The organism is Paenibacillus tyrphae (assembly GCF_000722545.1).
Classification (GTDB): domain Bacteria; phylum Bacillota; class Bacilli; order Paenibacillales; family NBRC-103111; genus Paenibacillus_G; species Paenibacillus_G tyrfis.
On record NZ_JNVM01000005.1, the window covers coordinates 1 to 19,729 of the forward strand.

The following is a 19,729-nucleotide window of genomic DNA, read 5'->3' on the forward strand; positions in this document are numbered from 1 at the left end:
CCACCACTTGAGTCATTTTCTCTTGAATTTGTTCCTGTGTACGTGCTGTATTCCATACCCGCACGTCGCTGATGACGCCATCGAAGTACTCTGCATTTAATTCTCCTTGCCTTCCGAGTACTAACGGTCCACTTCCTGTATAAGTTAGCGCCATTCCTTTCGTTGCCTTCAGTTCCCCATTAATGTACAAATACGCATTGTTGGGAGTCGACACTGCAGCCAAGTGATACCATGTGTCTGTTCTTAGCTCACCAACGGGTACCGAGTTCCATGAATCTGTAAACCGCATATTTCCATTATCCATTCCTAAGTAAAACGAATTTGAGATATTCTCCTTCGTCCATTGGGATAGCATTTCTCGGTATCCTTTATCGAACGTATCTTTTTTGAACCACAACTCTACTGTATAGTTACTGCCTCCTGTCGGTATCATTCCGCTCTTTGACAATACTCCATAGTCATCCTGACCATCCAAGGTCAGGTGACTTTTTTCAATAGTGGAAAATAACTGATTACTTAAATTTGGAGCTTCAATAAATAAAGAATCACTAGAGGGACTTCTCTTAGGTGAAGTTAAAGCATCAGACACACTAATTGGAAAAAAAATAAATAGTATAACCAGACTGAAACCTAATATAAAGACTCTTTGGCTACAATTGAAAATGAGCATAAAAACCTTCCTTCATTTATTATTTGTAAGGTTTGCATAAATCTACAATAACATGATTAGTAACATGTTAAATTATACCTTTGGAAAATGATGTCTGTATAGATTCTTGCAAAAAATAAAAAGACAACCACATTACGACAATGCAGTCGTCGAAAGCTTCTTCGGCATCTTAAAAATCGGAATTCTTATAACACAGGAATTTGAGAATATTGTGCATTTTAAAAATAGTACCGAACCCATCCCCTAAAAGTTGCTTAATATATTTTTCCTAACTTTTTAGAGTCACTTCACGCGATGTAGTCAAATTGTAGTTTCCAAAAACATAACTTCTATTTACGAGAGCATAATTCTTCTTTTAATAATCTGATTAATTTTAGGAAGCATGTTTTCGAAAACTTTGTTTGAGTTAAAGAATAAAAAGTGGATGAAGGAATCAGCGGTGCAAAAGTAGATGAAGACGCCTTAGAAGTAGACCGAGAAGGATTCCAGAATATGCTTTCCCTCCTCTCTACTCGTTCTATCGAGCATGTTGTCGTTCTGAACACAAATCGCTTGTGGAGAAGCGATATCGTCAAAGTGTTGGTCCATCGTGAATTTAAGAAATACAACGTTGACGTGAAATCGATTGAACAACCGACATACAGCATCTACAAGAAAGATCCTTCGGATTTCTTAATCAATGGCTTGATGGAACTATTGGACGCTTACCAACGGCTTGAAATCGCCATGAAATTAGGTAAAGGACGCAACAAGAAGGCCAAGGAAGGCGGTTATGCCGGAGGAAGAGCAACATTCGGCTACAAGGCTAAGAAAGGCTCGAAAGTCCATGTCATCGATGAAAAACAAGCAGTCATTGTGGAACGAGTATTCGAATTAAAAGAGCTATTCCCCAATGGACATTATCCGAAATTGCATACCAATTGAACCTTGAAAACTACAAAACGCAGCAAGGCAAGGCCTTCACCAAAGTACAGGTGAAACGAATCCTTGATCGTCGCAGCTTTTACAGCGGCATGTACCAGTATGCTAACGTGGAAGCTATCGGCAAGCATCAGGCGATCATATGAGGGGAGGCAACATGAATATGAAAGTTACCCTCATGAACAGATTGGATGCCGAGGAACGTGAACTGATGCAGCAAATTCAAACGTACGAAGCTTGCACTATGGCCGTCTTAAACAGGGTGAACGATCAAATAAGACCATTACATAAATTTGCTGTGGAAGACATTGTTTCGAGCCTTCACCGAATGACTATTGAATTGCAAACGGAATTACTTCATTTGAGGCTAGAAAAGGCACTATGCCAACTATTGAAACACTAAAACTGGGGCATGAACGGAGAGCAGGTTATTGCTGGCGTATCTTTGCGGTTTGTCCGCTCGAACTAAGGATGAAAGCCTACATTCAACCAAAAATCGGCAGAGCGTTGGCGGTATATTATATGAAGAATTAAATTGTTTTTTAAGGTCCCCTATATACATAAATCATCTTATGGAGGTATAATTTTACAGGGAAAATATCCTTGAATACATCCTCAAACTGTAAATGCACAATCTCCTCGACCAACAATACTTTTATTAATTCGGGTTTTATTCAGTAAAACGATCATTACGATTAATACGTAGCGCACTTCAAACCGCTCATTGGCGTAAATTTGTAACTGCTTTGTAACCTATCTATAGTACAAACGAATGGACAGATCATGGACTATAGGGGTCGAGCATATGAGAAAGGATTCAATGGATTGGCTGGCAGCCAGAAGTGCCTTAACTCCACATCGAACAGCGGCAATAAACGCAGAGACAGGAGAAGCGTGGAGCTACGCTCAAATGAACGAACGAGCCTGCGCTCTGGCAGGCTATTTGGAAGCGGCAGGCGTAGCGCCCGGGGATCGTGTCGCTGTGCTTGCGCAGAATGATCTTTGCTGCTGGGATGCGCTGTTTGCTTGCATCAAGCTGCGCGCCGTATTCGTGCCGCTGAACTGGCGTTTATCCGGCAGCGAATTAAACGCTATTGTAAGCGATTGCACGCCGAAAGCTTTGTTGTACCATAGTGAACTGGAGTCGTTAGCGCGCGGCCTGTTTGCTCCAATCACGCTGCAAGCAGGCGGAGTTGAATACGAGAGCATCATCAGCGCTGCAATTCCGCTGAGACATCTGGAAGCAGAACGCGGCGATGAAGCGGCAGAAAGCTGCATGATGATCTATTCCGGCGGAACGACTGGAAAGCCTAAGGGTGTCGTGCTGTCGCATCAATCGGTGCTGTGGAACATGTTGAATACGATCGTAAGCTGGAATTTGACGGCAAGCGATGTTACCGTAACGTCACTGCCATTGTTCCACACGGGAGGAATTAATGCGCTTTGCCTGCCGATTTTGTACGCCGGCGGTACCGTGGTGGTAAGCAAAGAATCCCGAGCGGAGCCGCTCATGGAACTGATTCAGCGCTATGCCTGCACGATCGTGCTGATGGTGCCGACGATGTACCGGATGATGATCGATTTGCCTGCATTTGCGCATGTACAATTTCCGCATGTACACACGTTTCTCTCCGGCGGCGCTCCATGCCCGATTGCAATCTACGAAGCCTTCGAGAGCAAGGGTCTGACGTTCAAAGAAGGCTATGGTTTAACGGAGGCGGGGCCGAACAATTTTTATATGGACCCGCGCGCTGTCGTCCATAAGCGAGGATCGGTCGGGAAGCCGATGATGCTGGTGCAGGTGAAAATTGTGTCAGACAGCGGCTGCGAAGTGGCGATTGGAGACGTTGGCGAAATATGGCTGCGTGGCAAGCATGTGTTCCAATGCTATTGGAATCAGCCGGAGACGACGCAATCCGCCTTTGTTGACGGCTGGCTGCGGACAGGCGATCTGGGCCGGCGGGATGAGGATGGCTTCTACTATATCGTAGGCCGTAAAGCAGACATGATCATCACGGGCGGAGAAAATGTATATCCCGTCGAGGTGGAGCAGATCATGCTGGAGCACCCCGCGGTTAAAGAAGCGGCAGTCGTCGGCATTCCCGATCCCAAATGGGGGGAATCGATCGCCGCGGCCGTTGCCTTGCACCCGGATCATGGGCTTACCGATGAGGAGCTGAGGAACTACTGCATAGGCAAAATCGGAAAGTACAAGATTCCTAAAAGGTTTTTGTTTCTGCAGGAGCTGCCCAAAACACATGTAGGCAAAGTGGATAAGAAACGGATCTGCCAAATGTACCAAGAAATGTAGTGGAGATTGTAAAAGGCGGTTGATTGAAGCGATGACTGCGGCAATTGTCCAAACGAAGCTGATACCTCCCCCGCTCAAAAAAACGATACTGCTGCGGCCGACTCTTAGCAAAAAGTTAAAGCGCTGCGAGCAGCATCCGTTAACGCTTGTATACGCCGGTGCGGGATACGGAAAAAGCACAGCGCTCTCTGCTTTTTTTCAAGTCGAAGCCACGGCTTGCTGTTGGTACAGCGTAGGCGCGGAAGACAAGCAACTGGCCACGTTTGTCCTATATTTGATCCATGCCGTTCGGTCAAACCATCCGCATTTTGCGGACAGTTGGATGAATATGGTGAACGAACAGACATGCGGCTGTGAATCGCAAGAGAGTGTCCGCTTGCTTTGCTCTTTGTTCGTTAATGAGCTTTTGGCGCTGTCTCAGGAAGTGATTCTTGTGATCGATGATTACCACCATGTGGCGCATCATTCGATAATTGATGATTGGATGCAAATGTTTATGCAGTACGCGCCGCATCATGTCCATGTCTTACTATCGAGCAGAATCCATCCGTCGTGGGATATGCTTGCGACGTTGAAAGTGAAAGGAAATCTGCTGGAAATCGGGGAGCATGACCTTGCATTCAGCATGGAAGAGATCGAAACCTTGTTTGCCGATGCTTATGAATTTTTGCTGCATGAGGGTGATATTCAGGAAATTTATCGGCAAACGGAAGGTTGGATTACGGCGGTCCATTCGATGTGGCAGCAGATGTCTGCCGCCAGAAATACGTCTGCCGATGTGCACCGATTTCTGATGCTGGAAGTGTGGCGGCATCAGAATGATGCGGTTCGCGGGTTTGTTGAGCAAACCTGCGTGCTGGAAACGTTTACGCCTGCTCTTTGCGATGAATTGCTCGGCTTGCAGCCTCTACATTCCCAGAACATGATCGAGCGAATCGAGCGCTTGGGGCTGTTTCTGCAGGCGTATGCCGATACCGGCTATCGGTATCATCCGATGTTCCGCGAGTTTGTCAGGCAGCAGCTTCAGGTAAAACCGCAGCAGTATGCGCTTGCTCATCAGCGTGCCGCCGATTACTTCGAGAGCAAACAAAAATGGCTGGAAATGATCGAGCATCTGTGCGCTCTGGAGCAGTACGAGAAAGTCGCACAAGCGATTCATCAACACGGCCATAAGCTGCTTAGGCTCGGCCAGCTTGAACATTTGCTTGCGATCATCTCCCGCCTTCCCAAGCCTTTGAAAGACCGCTACTACATGGTGTGGATGTATGAAGGGGACGTGCATCGGTACCACAATTCGTATGACCGCGCCATTTTTTGTTACACGAAGGGCGAGCAGTTGGCTGTGCAAGCGGGCTATTCCTCCGCCTCCAATATGGCTTTGGAGCGGAAAGCCCATATTTTCCTCGATACGATCGAGCCGGGGAAGGCGGAACAGCTCTTGCAGCAGGCGCTTGTTGTGATGGAATCTGACGGAGTGTCAGATCAAGGCAGTGTTCGTCTGTACAGCTTAATCTGTGAAAATCTCGTCAATGCCGGACGATTAAAGGAAGCGGAGGTGTGGTACCGAAGATGCAAGGCGCTGCAAGCCGATTTTCAGGATCATGTGTTGGAGGCGCGGCTTCATTTGCGTTCTGGCCGTCTGCAGGAGGCGCGCCAAGCGCTGGAGCGGAAATTGCGCTGCGAAGGTGCGGCAGCAGACGGGCATTTGCCCAAATCGCACCGTGAAACGTCGGTTTTATTGTCTTTTATCGAAGCTTTGGCCGGTAACTCGGAAAGCTCTAAGAAATGGGCGGAGCGCGGCATCATGCAAGGGGTATCCGGCAAAGCTCCTTACATGGAGGCTTGCGGATGGATGCGCATGGGAAATGCTGCGCTGCTCCTGCCACGCTACGAGCTGGGGCTGCCTCTTTCTTGCTATCGCACAGCGCTTGAGATGATGGAAGGGCTTCAAGTTTCCAGAGGAAAAGCGGAACCTTGGATGGGGTTATGTTTGCTGTACGGTCGTGAAGGAGCGACAGAGCTTGCTATGGAGTACGGGGCGCAGGCGCTATTGGAAACGGAAAAAGCGCACGATCTCTGGTTGTCGGCGTGGATTCGGCTCGGCATGGGCATTGCTGCCGTCTGCGGCAGCAGGTGGGAAGATGCAGCGGAGAGGCTTGCCCTTTGCGAATCGGACTTTCAGGCGTGCGGCGACGGGTACGGGATAACCGTTGCGATGCTGTGGCAATGTTTGCTTGCGCACCATACGAAGAGGGAGCATTTGCGGGATCGCTGCACTTCGCGTTTTCTAAAGCTGATGAAAGAAGGCGGCTACGAATTTTTATTGCACAAGCGTACGCTATTCGGGCCTCGCGATCTGAGGCAGCTTGTTCCGATCCTGCTGGAAGCGCACAAAAAGAAGCTGGACATAAGCTACACCTCCGTGCTGTTGTCCGATCTGGGAATCGAACAGCTGACGTACCATCCTGGCTATACGCTGCGGATTCAGACATTAGGCGGCTTTAAAGTGCTGCTTGGGGAAAGAGAAGTGACGGAAAAAGATTGGCATCGCGGCAAAGCGAAAGAGCTTTTTCAACTATTCGTCACAAGAAGAAAGCACATGCTGCCCAAAGAGGAAGTGATGGCGCTTTTATGGGGCGATCTGGACGATAAGGCTGCCTATCGCGATTTTAAAGTGGCGCTTAATGCGCTCAACACGGCATTAGAGCCTGAGCGGCAGGCGAGAACCGCCCCATTTTTCGTTGAGCGCAGCGGCACCTTGTACGGGTTGAGCCTTGCCTCCGGCTTGGAGCTTGATGCCGCCGCCTTTGAGGATGGAATCAGGCACGGTCTGGATGCAAAGGAGCGTCAGGAAGCCATAGACATGCTGCAAAAAGGATTAAGCTTATATGCAGGAGAGTATATACCCGAGAGAAGATACGAAGACTGGTGCGCGCAGGAGCGGGAGCGGCTGAAAGCGCTGTTCTTGAGAGGGGCGCAGCGTTTGGCGGAGCTTTATGCGGCTCTGGGTGACTTCGATAAGGCCATTTGCTGGTGCGAGCAGATTATCGAGAAAGATCCGTGCTGGGAAGAAGCGTATCGCTTGGGGATGAAGTGCCACTATAGCAACAATAACCGCCACCAAGCGCTTAAATGGTATGCCCGATGCAGCAAGGCGCTGGAGTCGGAGCTTGGGGTGGAGCCGATGCCGGCGACAAAACAGCTATACGCCAAAATGACACAACAGAAGTGGAGCGAATCATGATGACGAGTGCAGTACCCATAGGTATCGTAAGTACGGGCATGTACATCCCGGAGACGTTCCAGACAAGCAAGGAAATTAGCGAGCTGTCTGGCGTGCCGCAGGACGTGGTCGAGAATAAGTTTGGCATTCTCCGCAAGCCTGTGCCAGGAGCCGATGACCACAGCTGCGAGATGGGAATTCGTGCGGCAAGGCTGGCCATTGCCAAGGCTCAGCTTGATCCGGCAGAAATAGATCTGGTCATCTACATCGGCGAAGAACACAAGGAGTATCCCGTTTGGACAGCGGCTATGAAGCTTCAGCAGGAGGTAGGGGCTACCCGCGCTTGGGCGTTTGACGTCGGTATGCGCTGCAGCACGACGGTTATGGCTTTAAAGGTGGCGCAGAGCATGATGATGGCTGATCGCCCGATTCGTACCGTACTCTTGGCGGGCGGTTATCGCAATGGCGATTTGATTGACTACGGCAATCGGCATACGTCATTTATGTTTAACCTCGGAGCAGGCGGAGGGGCGATCCTGTTACAGCGCGAATATGGGCGCAATCATGTGCTGGCAAGCCATTTGATCACGGACGGCTCATTTAGCGAAGATGTTATCGTACCGGCCGGCGGCACGAAACATCCGCTTACGCTCGAAGCGATAGAGCAGAGAAAGCATTTTTTCCACGTTCCAAATCCGCAGCGGATGAAAGAGCGCCTTGATGAAAAGTCCATGGGCTACTTTTTGGAGGCGGTCCGGCAATCGCTTGCGAAGAGCGGGTATACCGAAAAGGACATCACCTATGCGGCGATGCTGCACATGAAGAAATCCGCTCATGATTACGTGCTTCGCCAGCTGGGATTATCCGATGACCAGTCCATTTACTTGAACGAATTCGGCCATATCGGACAGTTCGATCAAATTTTATCTTTAGAGCTGGCCGTAAGCAGCGGAAAGTTAAAAGATGGGGATGTGGTTGTTCTGATTAGCGCCGGCATCGGCTATGCATGGGGAGCGACGACGATCCGATGGGGGGAAGCCGATGCTGGAAATTGAGTTCAAGTCGCTACAGCTCTCTAATGGCGAAACGATGGCCTACCGTTTGCGCAGAGGCGCCGGAACGGCGGCCGGACGGACGCTGCTGCTCGTGCATGGCAATATGACTTCATCCGTGCATTGGGATCTGTTTATGGAAAGCTTTGACCCGTCTCATACGCTGATTGCTGTTGATTTGCGAGGCTTCGGCGCTTCTACGTATCATGTGCCGGTCAACAGCATAGCTGATTTTTCGGATGATCTTCAGCTGTTTGTGGACGGGCTGAACCTTACTTCATTCACGCTGATGGGCTGGTCGATGGGCGGCGGAGTCGCCATGCAATTCGCAGCTTCGCATCCGCAGTACGTCGAGGCATTAATTTTACTGGCGTCCATGTCAACAAGAGGCTATCCGCAGTCTGAGCAAGTACAGGCGAGAAGGCTTCGTACCCGAGCGGAAATTGCCGAAATGGACAAAACGAAGCTGGTGCAGCGAGCCTATGATCACCGGGACAAAGCATTTTTGTGCAATTTGTGGAATCGTCAAGTTTATGTCATCCAAGAGCCGGATGAAGTCCGGTACGAGACGTATCTGAACGACATGCTGACGCAAAAAAATTTGCTGGATGTATATGATGCCATGAATCGCTTCAATATGAGCGCCAAGGATCATGAAGCAGGGGGCGGCAGCGGCGATGCGGCACGACTTTTGATGCCAACGCTCGTTTTATGGGGGAGTCAAGATAAAGTAGTCACTCGTCAGATGACGGAGGAATTGGTAGAGGATTTGGGCGAGCATGTCGTTTACAGGGAATTGGATCATACAGGCCATTCGCCTATTGTGGACAACCTGGCGCTACTCTGCCAGGTTGTAGCTGAATTTATCGAACGGAGGAGATAAGTATGAGACTGCAAGGGAAAACAGCGCTTATTACGGGAGGAGCCGCCGGCATCGGGCGAGAGACAGCGGCGCTTTTTGCACAGGAAGGAGCGCGCGTCATTATAGCTGACTACAACAAACAACAGGGGGAGGAAGCGGTTCAGGCGTTGCTGCAAAAGGGAGCGGATGCGCATTTTATCGAAGTTGACGTGTCCGACAGCGGTAGTGTCAACAAAATGGCGGCAGAAGCGCTGGCGCGATACGGTGCGGTCGATGTCTTGATCAATAACGCGGGAATTACGCAGGATCGTACGCTGGCCAAAATGACCGAAGAGGAGTGGCATCGGGTCATTCAAGTGAATTTGAACGGCGTTTTCTATTGTACCAAGGCGCTAATCCATTCGATGATCGAACGCGGAAGCGGGAAAATTATCAGTACGGCATCGATTGTAGGCGTGCATGGCAACATTGGGCAAACCAATTATGCTGCAACCAAAGCGGGAATTATAGGAATGACGAAAACGTGGGCGAAGGAGCTTGGTCCGAAAGGCATTCAGGCCAATGCGGTTGCGCCAGGTTTTGTTGAGACGGGGATGGTGGCAAACATGCCGGAGAAAGTGATTCAGCAGATGCTGGAGAAAATTCCGCTCCGCCGCCTTGGGCAGCCGATTGATGTCGCGAACGCGTACTTATTTCTTGCTTCCCCCGAATCGGATTACGTCAATGGTACTGTTCTGGAAGTAAACGGAGGCTTGGTCATCTAAGCAAGCCTAAACAAGCGTTCACCGTCTTCTGCAACTGAAATGCAACCGCTTCCAATTATGATGAAACCGTGCGTTTAGGGACGCATAAAAATACGATGCGGCTGTGACCTTTTGGATATGCGCGAACAGTCGCCATGAAGGGAGATTGGATACATGTACAAAAGATGGTTGCCATCGGTAACAACGGCGTTGTTGATCGTCTGCGCGCTGCTCGTATCGCATGCTGGAGTGAGCGGAGCACAGGAGGCAGGGGCTGCGGGAGCTGCGGAAGTTGCAGGAGGAACTGCAGGGGCAGCAGCATCCAATTTGGTGCTGGAGCAGACGTTTACAACGGTTAGCAATGGATGGAGCAAGGTGGAACGTTGGAAGGACAACAATCCGATGTTCGCTGCCGAGGACTACCCCCAAGATGGGCGAGGCGATCAGGATGGACAACGCCTTACGTTTTTCGGAGGGGTGAAAAAACCGCATTCCAGCCGCTTCTTGCTTTACTACGCTCCGAAGTACGACACCAATCCGGTAAAAACGCCGGTTCTGCTCGTACACGGCGCGAACGATAACGCGGATCGCGCTTGGGCGAATCCGAATGAGCTTGGCTCCTACGGCTGCGGCGCAATATCGTGCCCCAGCACTGGCATGATGCAGGACTTGGTCGGCAAAGGCTACAAAGTGTTTGCGATTAATTTTCCGCATAAGCAAGGGGACAACTATTACAGCGCCGAACAAATTCACGATGCGATTACGATTATCCAAAACGTAACAGGTGAAAGTAAAGTCGATGTTATCGGATGGAGCAAAGGCGCTTTCAGTGCGCGGATGTATGCTTCCTCTGTTAAAAAAGCGGGGGGTACGAGCTACAGCCAAGATATTCGCAAGCTAGTCTTGGTCGGCAATCCGAACAAAGGCTTTGATTACATCTTCCGCCATGGCTGGTCGCATAATCTTAGCATTTTCCCTGAATGCGGCGGTGTTGTCAATGCGCCTTCTCCGCACACGCAAATGGTATGCTGGGGAATATCGAGGAACCATCCCGAGCTGTCGATTTACAACACAGCGTCAGGCAATTTTTTCCCAGGGCAAAAGCAAATGCTTGGCAAATGGGTTGACGAATATCCGCTTCCTGCGCTTGAGCAAGATTGGTACACGACTTACTACGGCGGTCAGGGATTCTTTACGAATAGCAACGGGATCGACGCTGCGATTCAGCAGGGATCGTTGGTTGAACCCATTTTGAATGCGGGAATTCCGACCAGTATTCAGACCTATTTGCTGTCGGGAGATAAAAATGACATTCCGGCGATTCATAGCGAACACACGGGCCCAAGCGATGGGGTCGTCTTCATTGCAAGCGCGGCAGCGGTGCAGGGAATCGGCAATGTCGCCGGCAACGTAACGGTGCAGCATAATCATTTGCAGCTTGGCTGGGCGGCTGCTTCTGCGAAACAGATTGATCAGTGGCTCAAACAAAACTAACGATCCATGGGAGGAATCTGCATGACCATAACGACTTTACAGCCTGAATCGATCCAAACCGACCGCTTGCATGTTTCCTATTTATCTGCTGGAAGCGCTGAAAATCCGCCGCTTATTCTTATTCATGGCAACGTTTCTGCGAATTTATTCTGGGACGACACCCTTCGTGCATTGTCTGAGGAGTACTGGGTGCTTGCTCCGGATTTGCGCGGATACGGTCAAACGGAAGCGCTCCCTATCGATGCAACGCGGGGGCTGCGCGATTGGTCCGACGATTTGAAGTCGTTTTTGGGTGCTCTCGGCATGAGTCAACCCGTACATGTGCTGGGCTGGTCGCTGGGAGCAGGAATTGCCATGCAGCTTGCCATCGATCATCCTGCGGCTGTTCGTTCGCTCGTTTTGATGTCCCCGCTTTCGCCATACGGCTTTGGCGGCACCAAGGACGATTGGGGTACGCCTTGTTACGACAATTACGCCGGTTCGGGCGGGGGAACGGCAAACCCGCAGTTTGTCGCTTGTCTAAGCGGCAAAGACCGCAGCGGGGGAGAGCCGAACAGCCCGCGCAATATCCTGAATCAGTTTTATTTTAAATCGCCGTTTCGCGTTAGCGGCGAGCGGGAGGAGCGTTACTTGGAGGCGATGGTGTCTACCCGCATTGGCGACGCTCATTACCCTGGAGCCTTCGAGACTTGCGAGCATTGGCCCGGCGTAGCTCCGGGAGAAGAGGGGATCAACAATGCGATGTCGCCCAAGTATGTCAACCTTTCGCCGATTATACATATCGAACCTAAACGGCCGATCCTATGGATACGGGGCGCGGACGACGCGATCGTGTCAGACAGCTCATGGTTCGATTTCGGTTATTTAGGCAAACTTGGCTACGTTGAAGGCTGGCCCGGCGAAGAGGTGTATCCGCCGCAGCCCATGGTTTCCCAGATGCGCTGCGTGCTTACACAGTATCAGGAAGCGGGCGGCAGCTTCGAGGAGCTTGTCGTTGAGGACGCAGGGCATGCCCCGCACATCGAGCAGCCTGAATTTGTATTCGCGAAGCTGAGATCATTCCTGTCTTTAATCGAATAGAGGGATGGAACCGCTGCCGGCGGGGCACGCAATAATCAACAGATGGATTATTACGGACCCCGCTTGCAAATATGCCGGCATGACCGTGATGCTTTATTTTATGGCTTTATCCAACAGTGCGGCTGCCTCCTGCCGAAGCAAAGGCTGATTGGAGCGGAAATCGACGGTGCCATCCGCCTGTACGGTTGTATCCGGATCGATTACGTCCTGCGAAACCAGTACAGTAACGGCCTCGACCGCCCACGCATCCGTTTGACCGCTCAATCGAACTTTGGACGCCGGCTTGAGTTCTTTCAGGTTTTGAATCATGACCGCTGCCGTCTGTCTTGTAATGATCGCATTCGGATCAAAGGAAGGGAGACCGGCTATCATTTGCTTTTTCTCGAAGCGGCTGCCTGATTTCGCACCCATGATATCCAGGGCGTGCAAATCGTCGATAAAGCTTTTATATTTGCTTCCCTCCGCTACATCCGGAAACGGCTGCTTCCTATGGATTTTTTGCGAATCCGATCCGAAGTGCAGTCCTTCCAAACTGTCGTAATAAAAATATTCGATCGATCCGAGATGGTCTTTTTTAAACGCCAGCTTGTTGCCCGATTCGTCTTCAAACAGCAGCGGAGTAATCATCTTGAAGATGTGCTTGCCCGGCGCTCCCGTCTCCATCAGCAATTTTCCGTCGGCGTACGAAAATTTCGATTTCAAGAAAAGAAAGCGCGTATTCTGATACAGTCCTACGTACTTTTCCGTATCCTTTTCATCCAAAGTTACATAAACAGGTTTCTCCGGTGTTTCCGTTCGCGGAAAATAATGGTCCATAAACGCCTCATACACTTCCAAACTCATCATCTAATCGTTGTTGTACGACATATAAAATGCCGTATTCTTCTCGGGTACCAATACGATCAAAGATTGATGGCCCGTCATACTCCCGCCTTTCAAAACGACATGCTACAGTCCGATAGAATTCTCAATTAGTTTATATCTTGTGGAACAGAATGATCCATGCGCTATATCCAAGCATCTGGTGTATAATTGTGGTAAGAAGCTGGATAAAGGAGCAACATTATGGATATCAACGAAGCAGCTGCACTGCGCAAAAAATGGGGCAACAGACCTTGTAGTCACCCCCATATGGTCAGTGAAACCAGTCGTCATGGAAAGACTGGCGACTATGTTTGCACAACTTGTGGAGAAACTGGATGGGGTAAGAACTGGGTTGAGGATGAACGCCGCCTACATGATAAGGATAGTTAATATCCATTCCTACACTTCCCACACACCGTTTACCCTATTTGACAAAACGACTTTTCCGGCCTGAAATGCCTCTTTGAAATCCATCTAGAATACCCGCACTTGCGCAGTTAATCGGTGCGGATGTGTCCGCCTGATCCCGCTTCTCTGCCAATCGCTTCGAGCGGACCATGGAGCCGACAGGCTCCGATACGTGAATATAATGTTAGCTGAAGTATTATGAACTCCTTGTATTACTTCCACTTCTCATCAATCATTAAATATTTACGTATTACTTCTCTTAATCGTCTGATGTCATGTTCATGACTCATTCTTCTATGATTAAAGTTATTGTATACTCCAATTGGATTAATATTGGGTTTCATTTTTAGTAAAGTATTTATGACAGAATTCTCTGAGGAAATCAGACAGTACAGCTTTCATATTGACATGTATATTGATATCAATGTCTGAAATGATCTTATCCAATACTTCTTGAACAGCCAAAGGCAAGTATGGATTATGAGAAAAGTCAATTAACTTATTTTTAAAGTCAGTATGATTTTGGGTCAGATAGATCTTATCGACTTCGATGATACCTTTTTTAGCATTCTCATACTTTGACCTGCCTATATCTTCATTGTTTAAATCATTAGGCTGTTGTTTCTCTTCAAAAGCATCGATTAATTCAACATCTAATAGTTGCTTACTTTCACCGACATAAGTCCATCCTACAATTTGATCATCTATTTTCTTAACTATTTCATCCTGATTTGCAAAAAGAAAACCTAAGTCCAATAACTGTTTATTCGTGTTGATCGTGGCGATTAAGGAGTAATCTAAGCCCTTGTATATCAACTTACTTTCTGATGGTAGAATTCCAAGAAGTTCAACGAGAATTTCAGATTGCTTTTTAATTACTTCGTTTCTTATAGGTTGTAGGACAGTGGCTCTTGCTCGACGATAGGTAAGTATTGCAACAATAGTGCCTGTTGCTGTAAAAAGGATAGTTGCGAAATCTTTAAGCCATGTGATGTTATTCTTAAGAAAAATAATCTCTATCACCCTCATCAATCACCCGTTTCTTTGTCATACATTTCATCAATTCCTTCTTTCGTAAATAACTCATCACTACAAACAGCCATTGTAGTGAAACCTGAAGATAAAAAAACTTCAACATTATAATTAATTGATTTTTTAGGTTTAAATGATTTATCATCTACATCATATCCATCAATTATAAACCCTAAATCAGTTCTTCTAATTAGTTGATCTTTTAAGTATTCGGCTATATATTGGTCTTGCGTAACTTCTAAATAGACCCTATCGATAGTTTGGTAAATTCTAACTGAAGAAACAGAAGGATTTAGATATTGATTAAACTGCTCTCTTATCCTAGGTAAAATTTCTATTGCCTCAAAACTATCTAATTCATCTCCTGCTCTTATTTCAGAAAATTTTTGGACCAATTTAATTGCCTTATTTAGAGGGAATTGAAAAAATTCCCTATTTGCATTTACTCTAAAATCATTTAATTCATTATGTATAGTTTTTTCTAAATTGTCACAGTCGTTAGAAAAAACTTCGTAAGCTACCTTAAAAGGTGTAGGGACGCCTGTGCTGCTAGATAGTTGTCTTGCCCTTTCATTGGAGCTTATTGATGTCTTTCCTATTTTAACTAATCCCTTAAGACTTTCATTTACAAGTATATAAACATATCCATTTGACATTTTCTTTCATCCTTTGCTTACTAATATTTCAAAAAACGTCTCATTTGCGAAGCTCACAAACAGCCCATATCCGTAAGTCTTTTCGAATCCATACGTACCATAATCATACCACGAAATTGGAAATAAATGTCGATTTTGTCGCACAAAAATCCCCCTAGAGCCCATCTCAAGAGGGATAAACATATCTCTACAGCATTCTGCTTCACTGTTCAACAATTTTCATAGCCCTCTTACACCCCACTTTTCGCCGTCACTTATGGCATTGTCCTCACCCATCTTTAACCCCGATAAACCTGCTCCAGCAGCAACACCCGCATCAACTGATGCGGGTAGGTGATGTGGCCGAAGGAGAGCTTCTTGTCGGCGCTGGATAGGGCGGCGGGGGACGGGCGAGCTAGTCCGGGTGAGGGATGGATGGCCCGCTTCCTGAACATGGTGTTTGCTCACGTCGCCCTCATGGTAAAAGCACTTGTTCCTTAAATTGTTCATCAGTACTAATTGATTTAAACAAAAAACCTCTACATTTTTGTTCTGACTTCCACGTTAGTTTAGTAATCAATCTTAAACTTTCGTTTTCAAGTTCACCGAGATTTTCCATAGTCGCTCTTATGTCTTCTCTGGAATTTTTTCTAATGAAAGCATATAACTTGCCAAGTATTCGGGTAGAGCTGAAGTAAAGTATAGATTTTGGGAAGCAGACAGGGTTTTCTAATTTGAATCATTTACTTGTAGGTGGTCGATTCGAAGTCAAAATTATTTTATAATCGTTATGTAGAACAATTATATTAGGATGAGAAATTTATGAAGAGTCAATTAAGAAATATTACCATTGATAGTCAAGCATTTGTTTATTGGTATTCGGGTGGGGAAAGTTTCACATTAAATATTTGTCCAAAGGAAAACAAAAATATCAAAATCACACTTATTTTCGAATCAAATCCACCAGACGAAGATCCTCTTACATTCTGGGCCTTTTACAGTATTACAGCACAAAAAAATGATTTGAAAACAATAATACACCTAGGCAAGCCAAAACATATAGCTGAGATTATTTCATATCTAATGAAACAAAGAAAAGAATTATTTACAAAAGGACAGCCTCATATTTTAAATAATGCATGGGATTTACTAATGGAAATGGGATATTCAAATTTTAATCCGGTTTGGGTTGGCGAATGGTAGTACATTGTCAGGAACGAATATAGTGCTTTTGCAAACAAACCCAAGGAATGAAAAAAGCTGCAATCCCCCACAGAGCCCCTAACCAGAAAGGGATGGTCAGCTGTTCAGAAAAATGCTCCAAAGTAAAGAGAAGAGAAACGAAAAGGATGGTCCGAATGACAAGCATCATCCAGTCATACCAAAACCAACGCTTTATAAAGTCCAGCAATGAATCACCCTCAAGGGGGGAGTCATGTTGGCCGGTCTATACTCGGTAAGCGCCTATGAATATAGCGTATTGGAGTTGTCCGCATCTTGTTCCACAGGGCGAAGCAGTCGAAGTGGAATCTCATCCTGTATCTGAATCGAGTGCTCCGTTAATCTTAATATATATCGGACATATCCATATTGTATTTAATGTAAATTATACACTTTGGATATATGGGAATAGCAAATTTCCGAGTAATGATCGGTATCCCTTTTGAAAGCTCGAGACATGCGGAGTGTGTAATATTGATGGAATGGAGGGGTGAGCCTAAATAGGCTACGCCCCTTGTTTTAGTGGGTTTTGGAAGTTGTAACTGATTTCGATTGAACCGTCATTATGAACATCCACACGGTTAATCATTTTGTGAATCATATCTCTCAGGATTTCCTCGTTGCTTACGTCTAGCGCGGCGAATCTAATATTATCGCTTCATGAAGAGTTATGTCTATAATCTTAGATAGGTGTAAAGGAAAGGTGAAAGGAGAGCGTAGGATTGCTACACTCTTTATTTGCGTAGAATTATAGCGTAGAAATATAATTCTGCGCTAAGATATTGCTATCAGGCAAGGAAAACGTGGTCAAATAGACCCATTAACATTTGTAAAAACAGCGGCAGACTTTATTTTTTAGATCCTAGTCCACCGCAGTTTCTTTTTTTGGGATCAGATTTAACAAAGGCTGATGATTGTTCGTTTCATAAAAGCCAGTAATATCAAGGAACACAGTCCCAAATATATTCACAAACCCAACTACAATTGCTTCCATCAGGGTTGCATTTCTTTATTAGCCTATAACAAGGTGGGCATGGATGAGAGTGGTCAGTATAATAGGTCACTGGGTTTACTGAATAGTATGGACTTACAGAATAGTATGAACTTACAGAATAGTATGGGCTTACAGGATATAGATGGCTACATGTCGCTCTACATTCATCTGGAAATCCCCCCCCATTTTCGCACCTTCTCATACATTCTTCATAGCTCAGAGGATAATACAAAGACAATCACTCCTTATCTTAATATTAGCTACCTGGTATATATGCAAACGCCACGGAAACCCTGCAATCCACTGCTTTTGGATAGGTGGGCTTTATTTGACGGTTATCACCACATAAAACGAATTGCTTTATAAGCTTGAGTAACTCTTTTGAACCTGAAATATCTACATCACTACACGTACATTAGAAAACCCTCGTCAATTCCTCTGCAATCCATTGTTTTTGTCGTTGCAATGGTTAAAGTCTCTATACAATACACCTTCATTGCCGAGGCTGGTCATACACCATAATGTTGCCATGGACATGCCTCCTTAAAATAATTTTCCCAATATAATATTTGGCCGCATATGTTTTGGGTGATTGTCTAAGCATAATTAGGCGATTTGCTTATTCCGAAAATCGTTCGGTCCCCCATTCCGGTAATTATTAGTCACCCGTTCCGAAAATTATCTCATTTTTCTCAACCGTTTCTGAACGAAATGAAAGGAAGACTCAAACTGGTCTTTCTACCGCCCTAACAGCTCTGAACTCAATATCATCGAAGGGCTTTGGATGGCTGAAAGCCGATGTCATTAACAATGTCTTTTACCATACGGTGGCGGAGATTCGTCAAAATGTCCATATCTTCATGGAACACATAATGATAAATCCAATGACTATTATTGATCGGCTTTATATTAGATTCTATTTGCCATCATTAGTTAAACTTATATATATACTTTTCTTCCATATTTTCTCGATTCTATGATTTATATCTCATTGATTATTAGACTTTATTGAAGATTCAATGCAAATCCCATAATCCCCCATTCTAAAGATTTTGAAAAGATGCTCACTTCCTGCAACCATTCATCCGAAGAAACGTTAAAGACCACAAGCGGACTCCAAATCTAACGGATCCTGATTGCGAGGAGGATGGGGAGGGCAACAGCGATGCTTCATGTACTTATTGTGGAGCCTTATACGGGTAAACGCGCGAGAATCAAAAAAATGGTGCAGGAGATGGGGCATATCGTCGTCGGGGAGGCGCGTAACCGGGAAGAAGCTTTACGATTGATGGAGCAGGGATGGCCCACGCTTCTCCTGACCGATCTTATGCAGCCCCGGCTCGAGGGACTTGCCTTGATGAGCCAGGTGTACGAACAGCGTATTCCCGTGGTAACGATCGTACTGAGCGATAATACGCGTTTTGACTACGTACGGCAGTCCATGCAAGCAGGCGCCATCGATTACTTGCTCAAGCCGGTGAAGGCCGAAGAGCTGAGACGCGCGCTGCAGCGGGCGGAAGAGCGGGTGGTGTATTTCCACGCTGCACACCGCGAGTTCGTACAGGCGCAGCGATTTTTCGAGAGGCTTGATCTTCTCCAGCCGGGCGAGGTTATTCAGAGACACGCCGAGATGATCCAAAGCATGCAGAGCTTCGAGGAGGGCCAGCAAGGGGAGCGTCTGGGCCTGTTTCGTATGCTTTATGCCAAATGGCACTGCGTTCTCAAGAAACGCGGGCTCGATTTCGACGAGCCATTCTCCTGGGAGGGCGAAGAGGAGGCTATCGCCTATTTTCAGAGGCTGTGCGAATTTTGGATCGCCCAGTCCGCCTCGCCCGCCGATAGCAGCGTGAAGCTGAACGTGAAGCGGGCCTGCGACTATATCCGGGAGAACTACCGGAGCGATCATACGCTGGCCGAGGTCAGTGAGCGGTTCGGGATGAGCGTCTCTTATTTCAGCGTGCAGATTAAGAAGTATACGGGCTATTCGTTCGTCAATTATTTGAACCGCGTCCGGATCGAGAAGGCCAAGGAGCTGCTGCTGCAACCGAATCTGAAGATTTACGAAGTGGCCGGAGCAGTGGGGTATGACACGCTGCAGTATTTCAATAAAGTGTTCAAGCAAGCCGTACATATGACGCCGGGAGAATACCGGAGAAGACTTGGGATCTGAGGTGACGTTTAAAAGTCCAGTGAATAAGTGAGCACTACTCGTTCGGATC

General features: G+C 47.0%; 14 protein-coding genes and 2 pseudogenes. 11 read left to right on the forward strand and 5 right to left on the reverse strand.

Annotated elements, in window-relative coordinates:
- On the reverse strand, positions 1 to 670 hold a 670-nt coding region (locus ET33_RS05840), incomplete at its 3' end, for a LamG domain-containing protein (protein ID WP_036677851.1).
- A gap of 423 nt (positions 671 to 1,093) precedes the next feature.
- On the opposite strand from ET33_RS05840, the pseudogene ET33_RS05845 reads away from it, so the two are divergent.
- The 8 genes and pseudogenes from ET33_RS05845 to ET33_RS05885 all read left to right on the forward strand — a co-directional run.
- Positions 1,094 to 1,737, forward strand: a pseudogene (locus ET33_RS05845) (recombinase family protein); the annotation flags it as partial.
- Between the two features lie 659 nt (positions 1,738 to 2,396).
- Positions 2,397 to 3,902: a class I adenylate-forming enzyme family protein gene (locus tag ET33_RS05855; protein ID WP_036677856.1), complete on the forward strand. Its 1,506-nt coding sequence runs from the start codon at positions 2,397 to 2,399 to the stop codon at positions 3,900 to 3,902.
- 31 nt (positions 3,903 to 3,933) lie between these two features.
- A complete protein-coding gene (locus ET33_RS05860) occupies positions 3,934 to 7,146 on the forward strand; it encodes a BTAD domain-containing putative transcriptional regulator (protein WP_036678403.1) in 3,213 nt (1,070 codons plus the stop codon).
- A complete protein-coding gene (locus ET33_RS05865) occupies positions 7,146 to 8,180 on the forward strand; it encodes a 3-oxoacyl-ACP synthase (RefSeq protein ID WP_036677858.1) in 1,035 nt (344 codons plus the stop codon). The genes ET33_RS05860 and ET33_RS05865 overlap by 1 nt, the downstream gene beginning before the upstream one ends.
- A complete protein-coding gene (gene phaZ, locus ET33_RS05870; protein ID WP_036677861.1) occupies positions 8,167 to 9,060 on the forward strand; it encodes an intracellular short-chain-length polyhydroxyalkanoate depolymerase in 894 nt (297 codons plus the stop codon). The genes ET33_RS05865 and phaZ overlap by 14 nt, the downstream gene beginning before the upstream one ends.
- Before the next feature lie 2 nt (positions 9,061 to 9,062).
- Positions 9,063 to 9,803 carry a 3-oxoacyl-ACP reductase FabG gene (gene fabG, locus ET33_RS05875; RefSeq protein ID WP_036677863.1) on the forward strand — a complete coding sequence of 247 codons (741 nt, stop codon included), beginning with the start codon at positions 9,063 to 9,065 and terminating at the stop codon, positions 9,801 to 9,803.
- Positions 9,804 to 9,956: 153 nt separating this feature from the next.
- Positions 9,957 to 11,276, forward strand: a complete 1,320-nt coding sequence (locus tag ET33_RS05880) for an esterase/lipase family protein (RefSeq protein WP_036677865.1) — start codon at positions 9,957 to 9,959, stop codon at positions 11,274 to 11,276.
- Positions 11,277 to 11,297: 21 nt separating this feature from the next.
- Positions 11,298 to 12,356: an alpha/beta fold hydrolase gene (locus tag ET33_RS05885; protein WP_036677867.1), complete on the forward strand. Its 1,059-nt coding sequence runs from the start codon at positions 11,298 to 11,300 to the stop codon at positions 12,354 to 12,356.
- A gap of 93 nt (positions 12,357 to 12,449) precedes the next feature.
- On the opposite strand, the gene ET33_RS05890 is transcribed toward ET33_RS05885, so the two are convergent.
- Entirely contained in the window at positions 12,450 to 13,058 is a 609-nt protein-coding gene (locus ET33_RS05890) for an S-layer homology domain-containing protein (protein WP_235206646.1), read from the reverse strand.
- 363 nt (positions 13,059 to 13,421) lie between these two features.
- Between ET33_RS05890 and ET33_RS38340 the strand changes: the two genes are divergently transcribed.
- A complete protein-coding gene (locus tag ET33_RS38340) occupies positions 13,422 to 13,610 on the forward strand; it encodes a hypothetical protein (protein ID WP_152570594.1) in 189 nt (62 codons plus the stop codon).
- Positions 13,611 to 13,955: 345 nt separating this feature from the next.
- Here the strand turns inward: ET33_RS38340 and ET33_RS05895 are convergent, their stop codons facing one another.
- The 3 genes and pseudogenes from ET33_RS05895 to ET33_RS39640 form a co-directional block, all read right to left on the reverse strand.
- A complete protein-coding gene (locus tag ET33_RS05895) occupies positions 13,956 to 14,651 on the reverse strand; it encodes a hypothetical protein (RefSeq protein ID WP_152570595.1) in 696 nt (231 codons plus the stop codon).
- 5 nt (positions 14,652 to 14,656) lie between these two features.
- Positions 14,657 to 15,316, reverse strand: coding sequence for a GIY-YIG nuclease family protein (locus ET33_RS05900; protein ID WP_036677872.1), 660 nt, complete (start codon positions 15,314 to 15,316; stop codon positions 14,657 to 14,659).
- A gap of 278 nt (positions 15,317 to 15,594) precedes the next feature.
- Positions 15,595 to 15,702: pseudogene (locus ET33_RS39640) on the reverse strand (23S rRNA (pseudouridine(1915)-N(3))-methyltransferase RlmH); the annotation flags it as partial.
- 415 nt (positions 15,703 to 16,117) lie between these two features.
- Here ET33_RS39640 and ET33_RS05905 point away from each other — a divergent pair.
- Together ET33_RS05905 and ET33_RS05920 are read left to right on the forward strand one after the other, a co-directional pair.
- A complete protein-coding gene (locus ET33_RS05905) occupies positions 16,118 to 16,498 on the forward strand; it encodes a hypothetical protein (RefSeq protein ID WP_036677874.1) in 381 nt (126 codons plus the stop codon).
- Positions 16,499 to 18,675: 2,177 nt separating this feature from the next.
- On the forward strand, positions 18,676 to 19,680 hold the full coding sequence (locus ET33_RS05920) for a helix-turn-helix domain-containing protein (protein ID WP_036677880.1): 1,005 nt from the start codon (positions 18,676 to 18,678) through the stop codon (positions 19,678 to 19,680).
- Positions 19,681 to 19,729 lie beyond the last annotated feature (49 nt).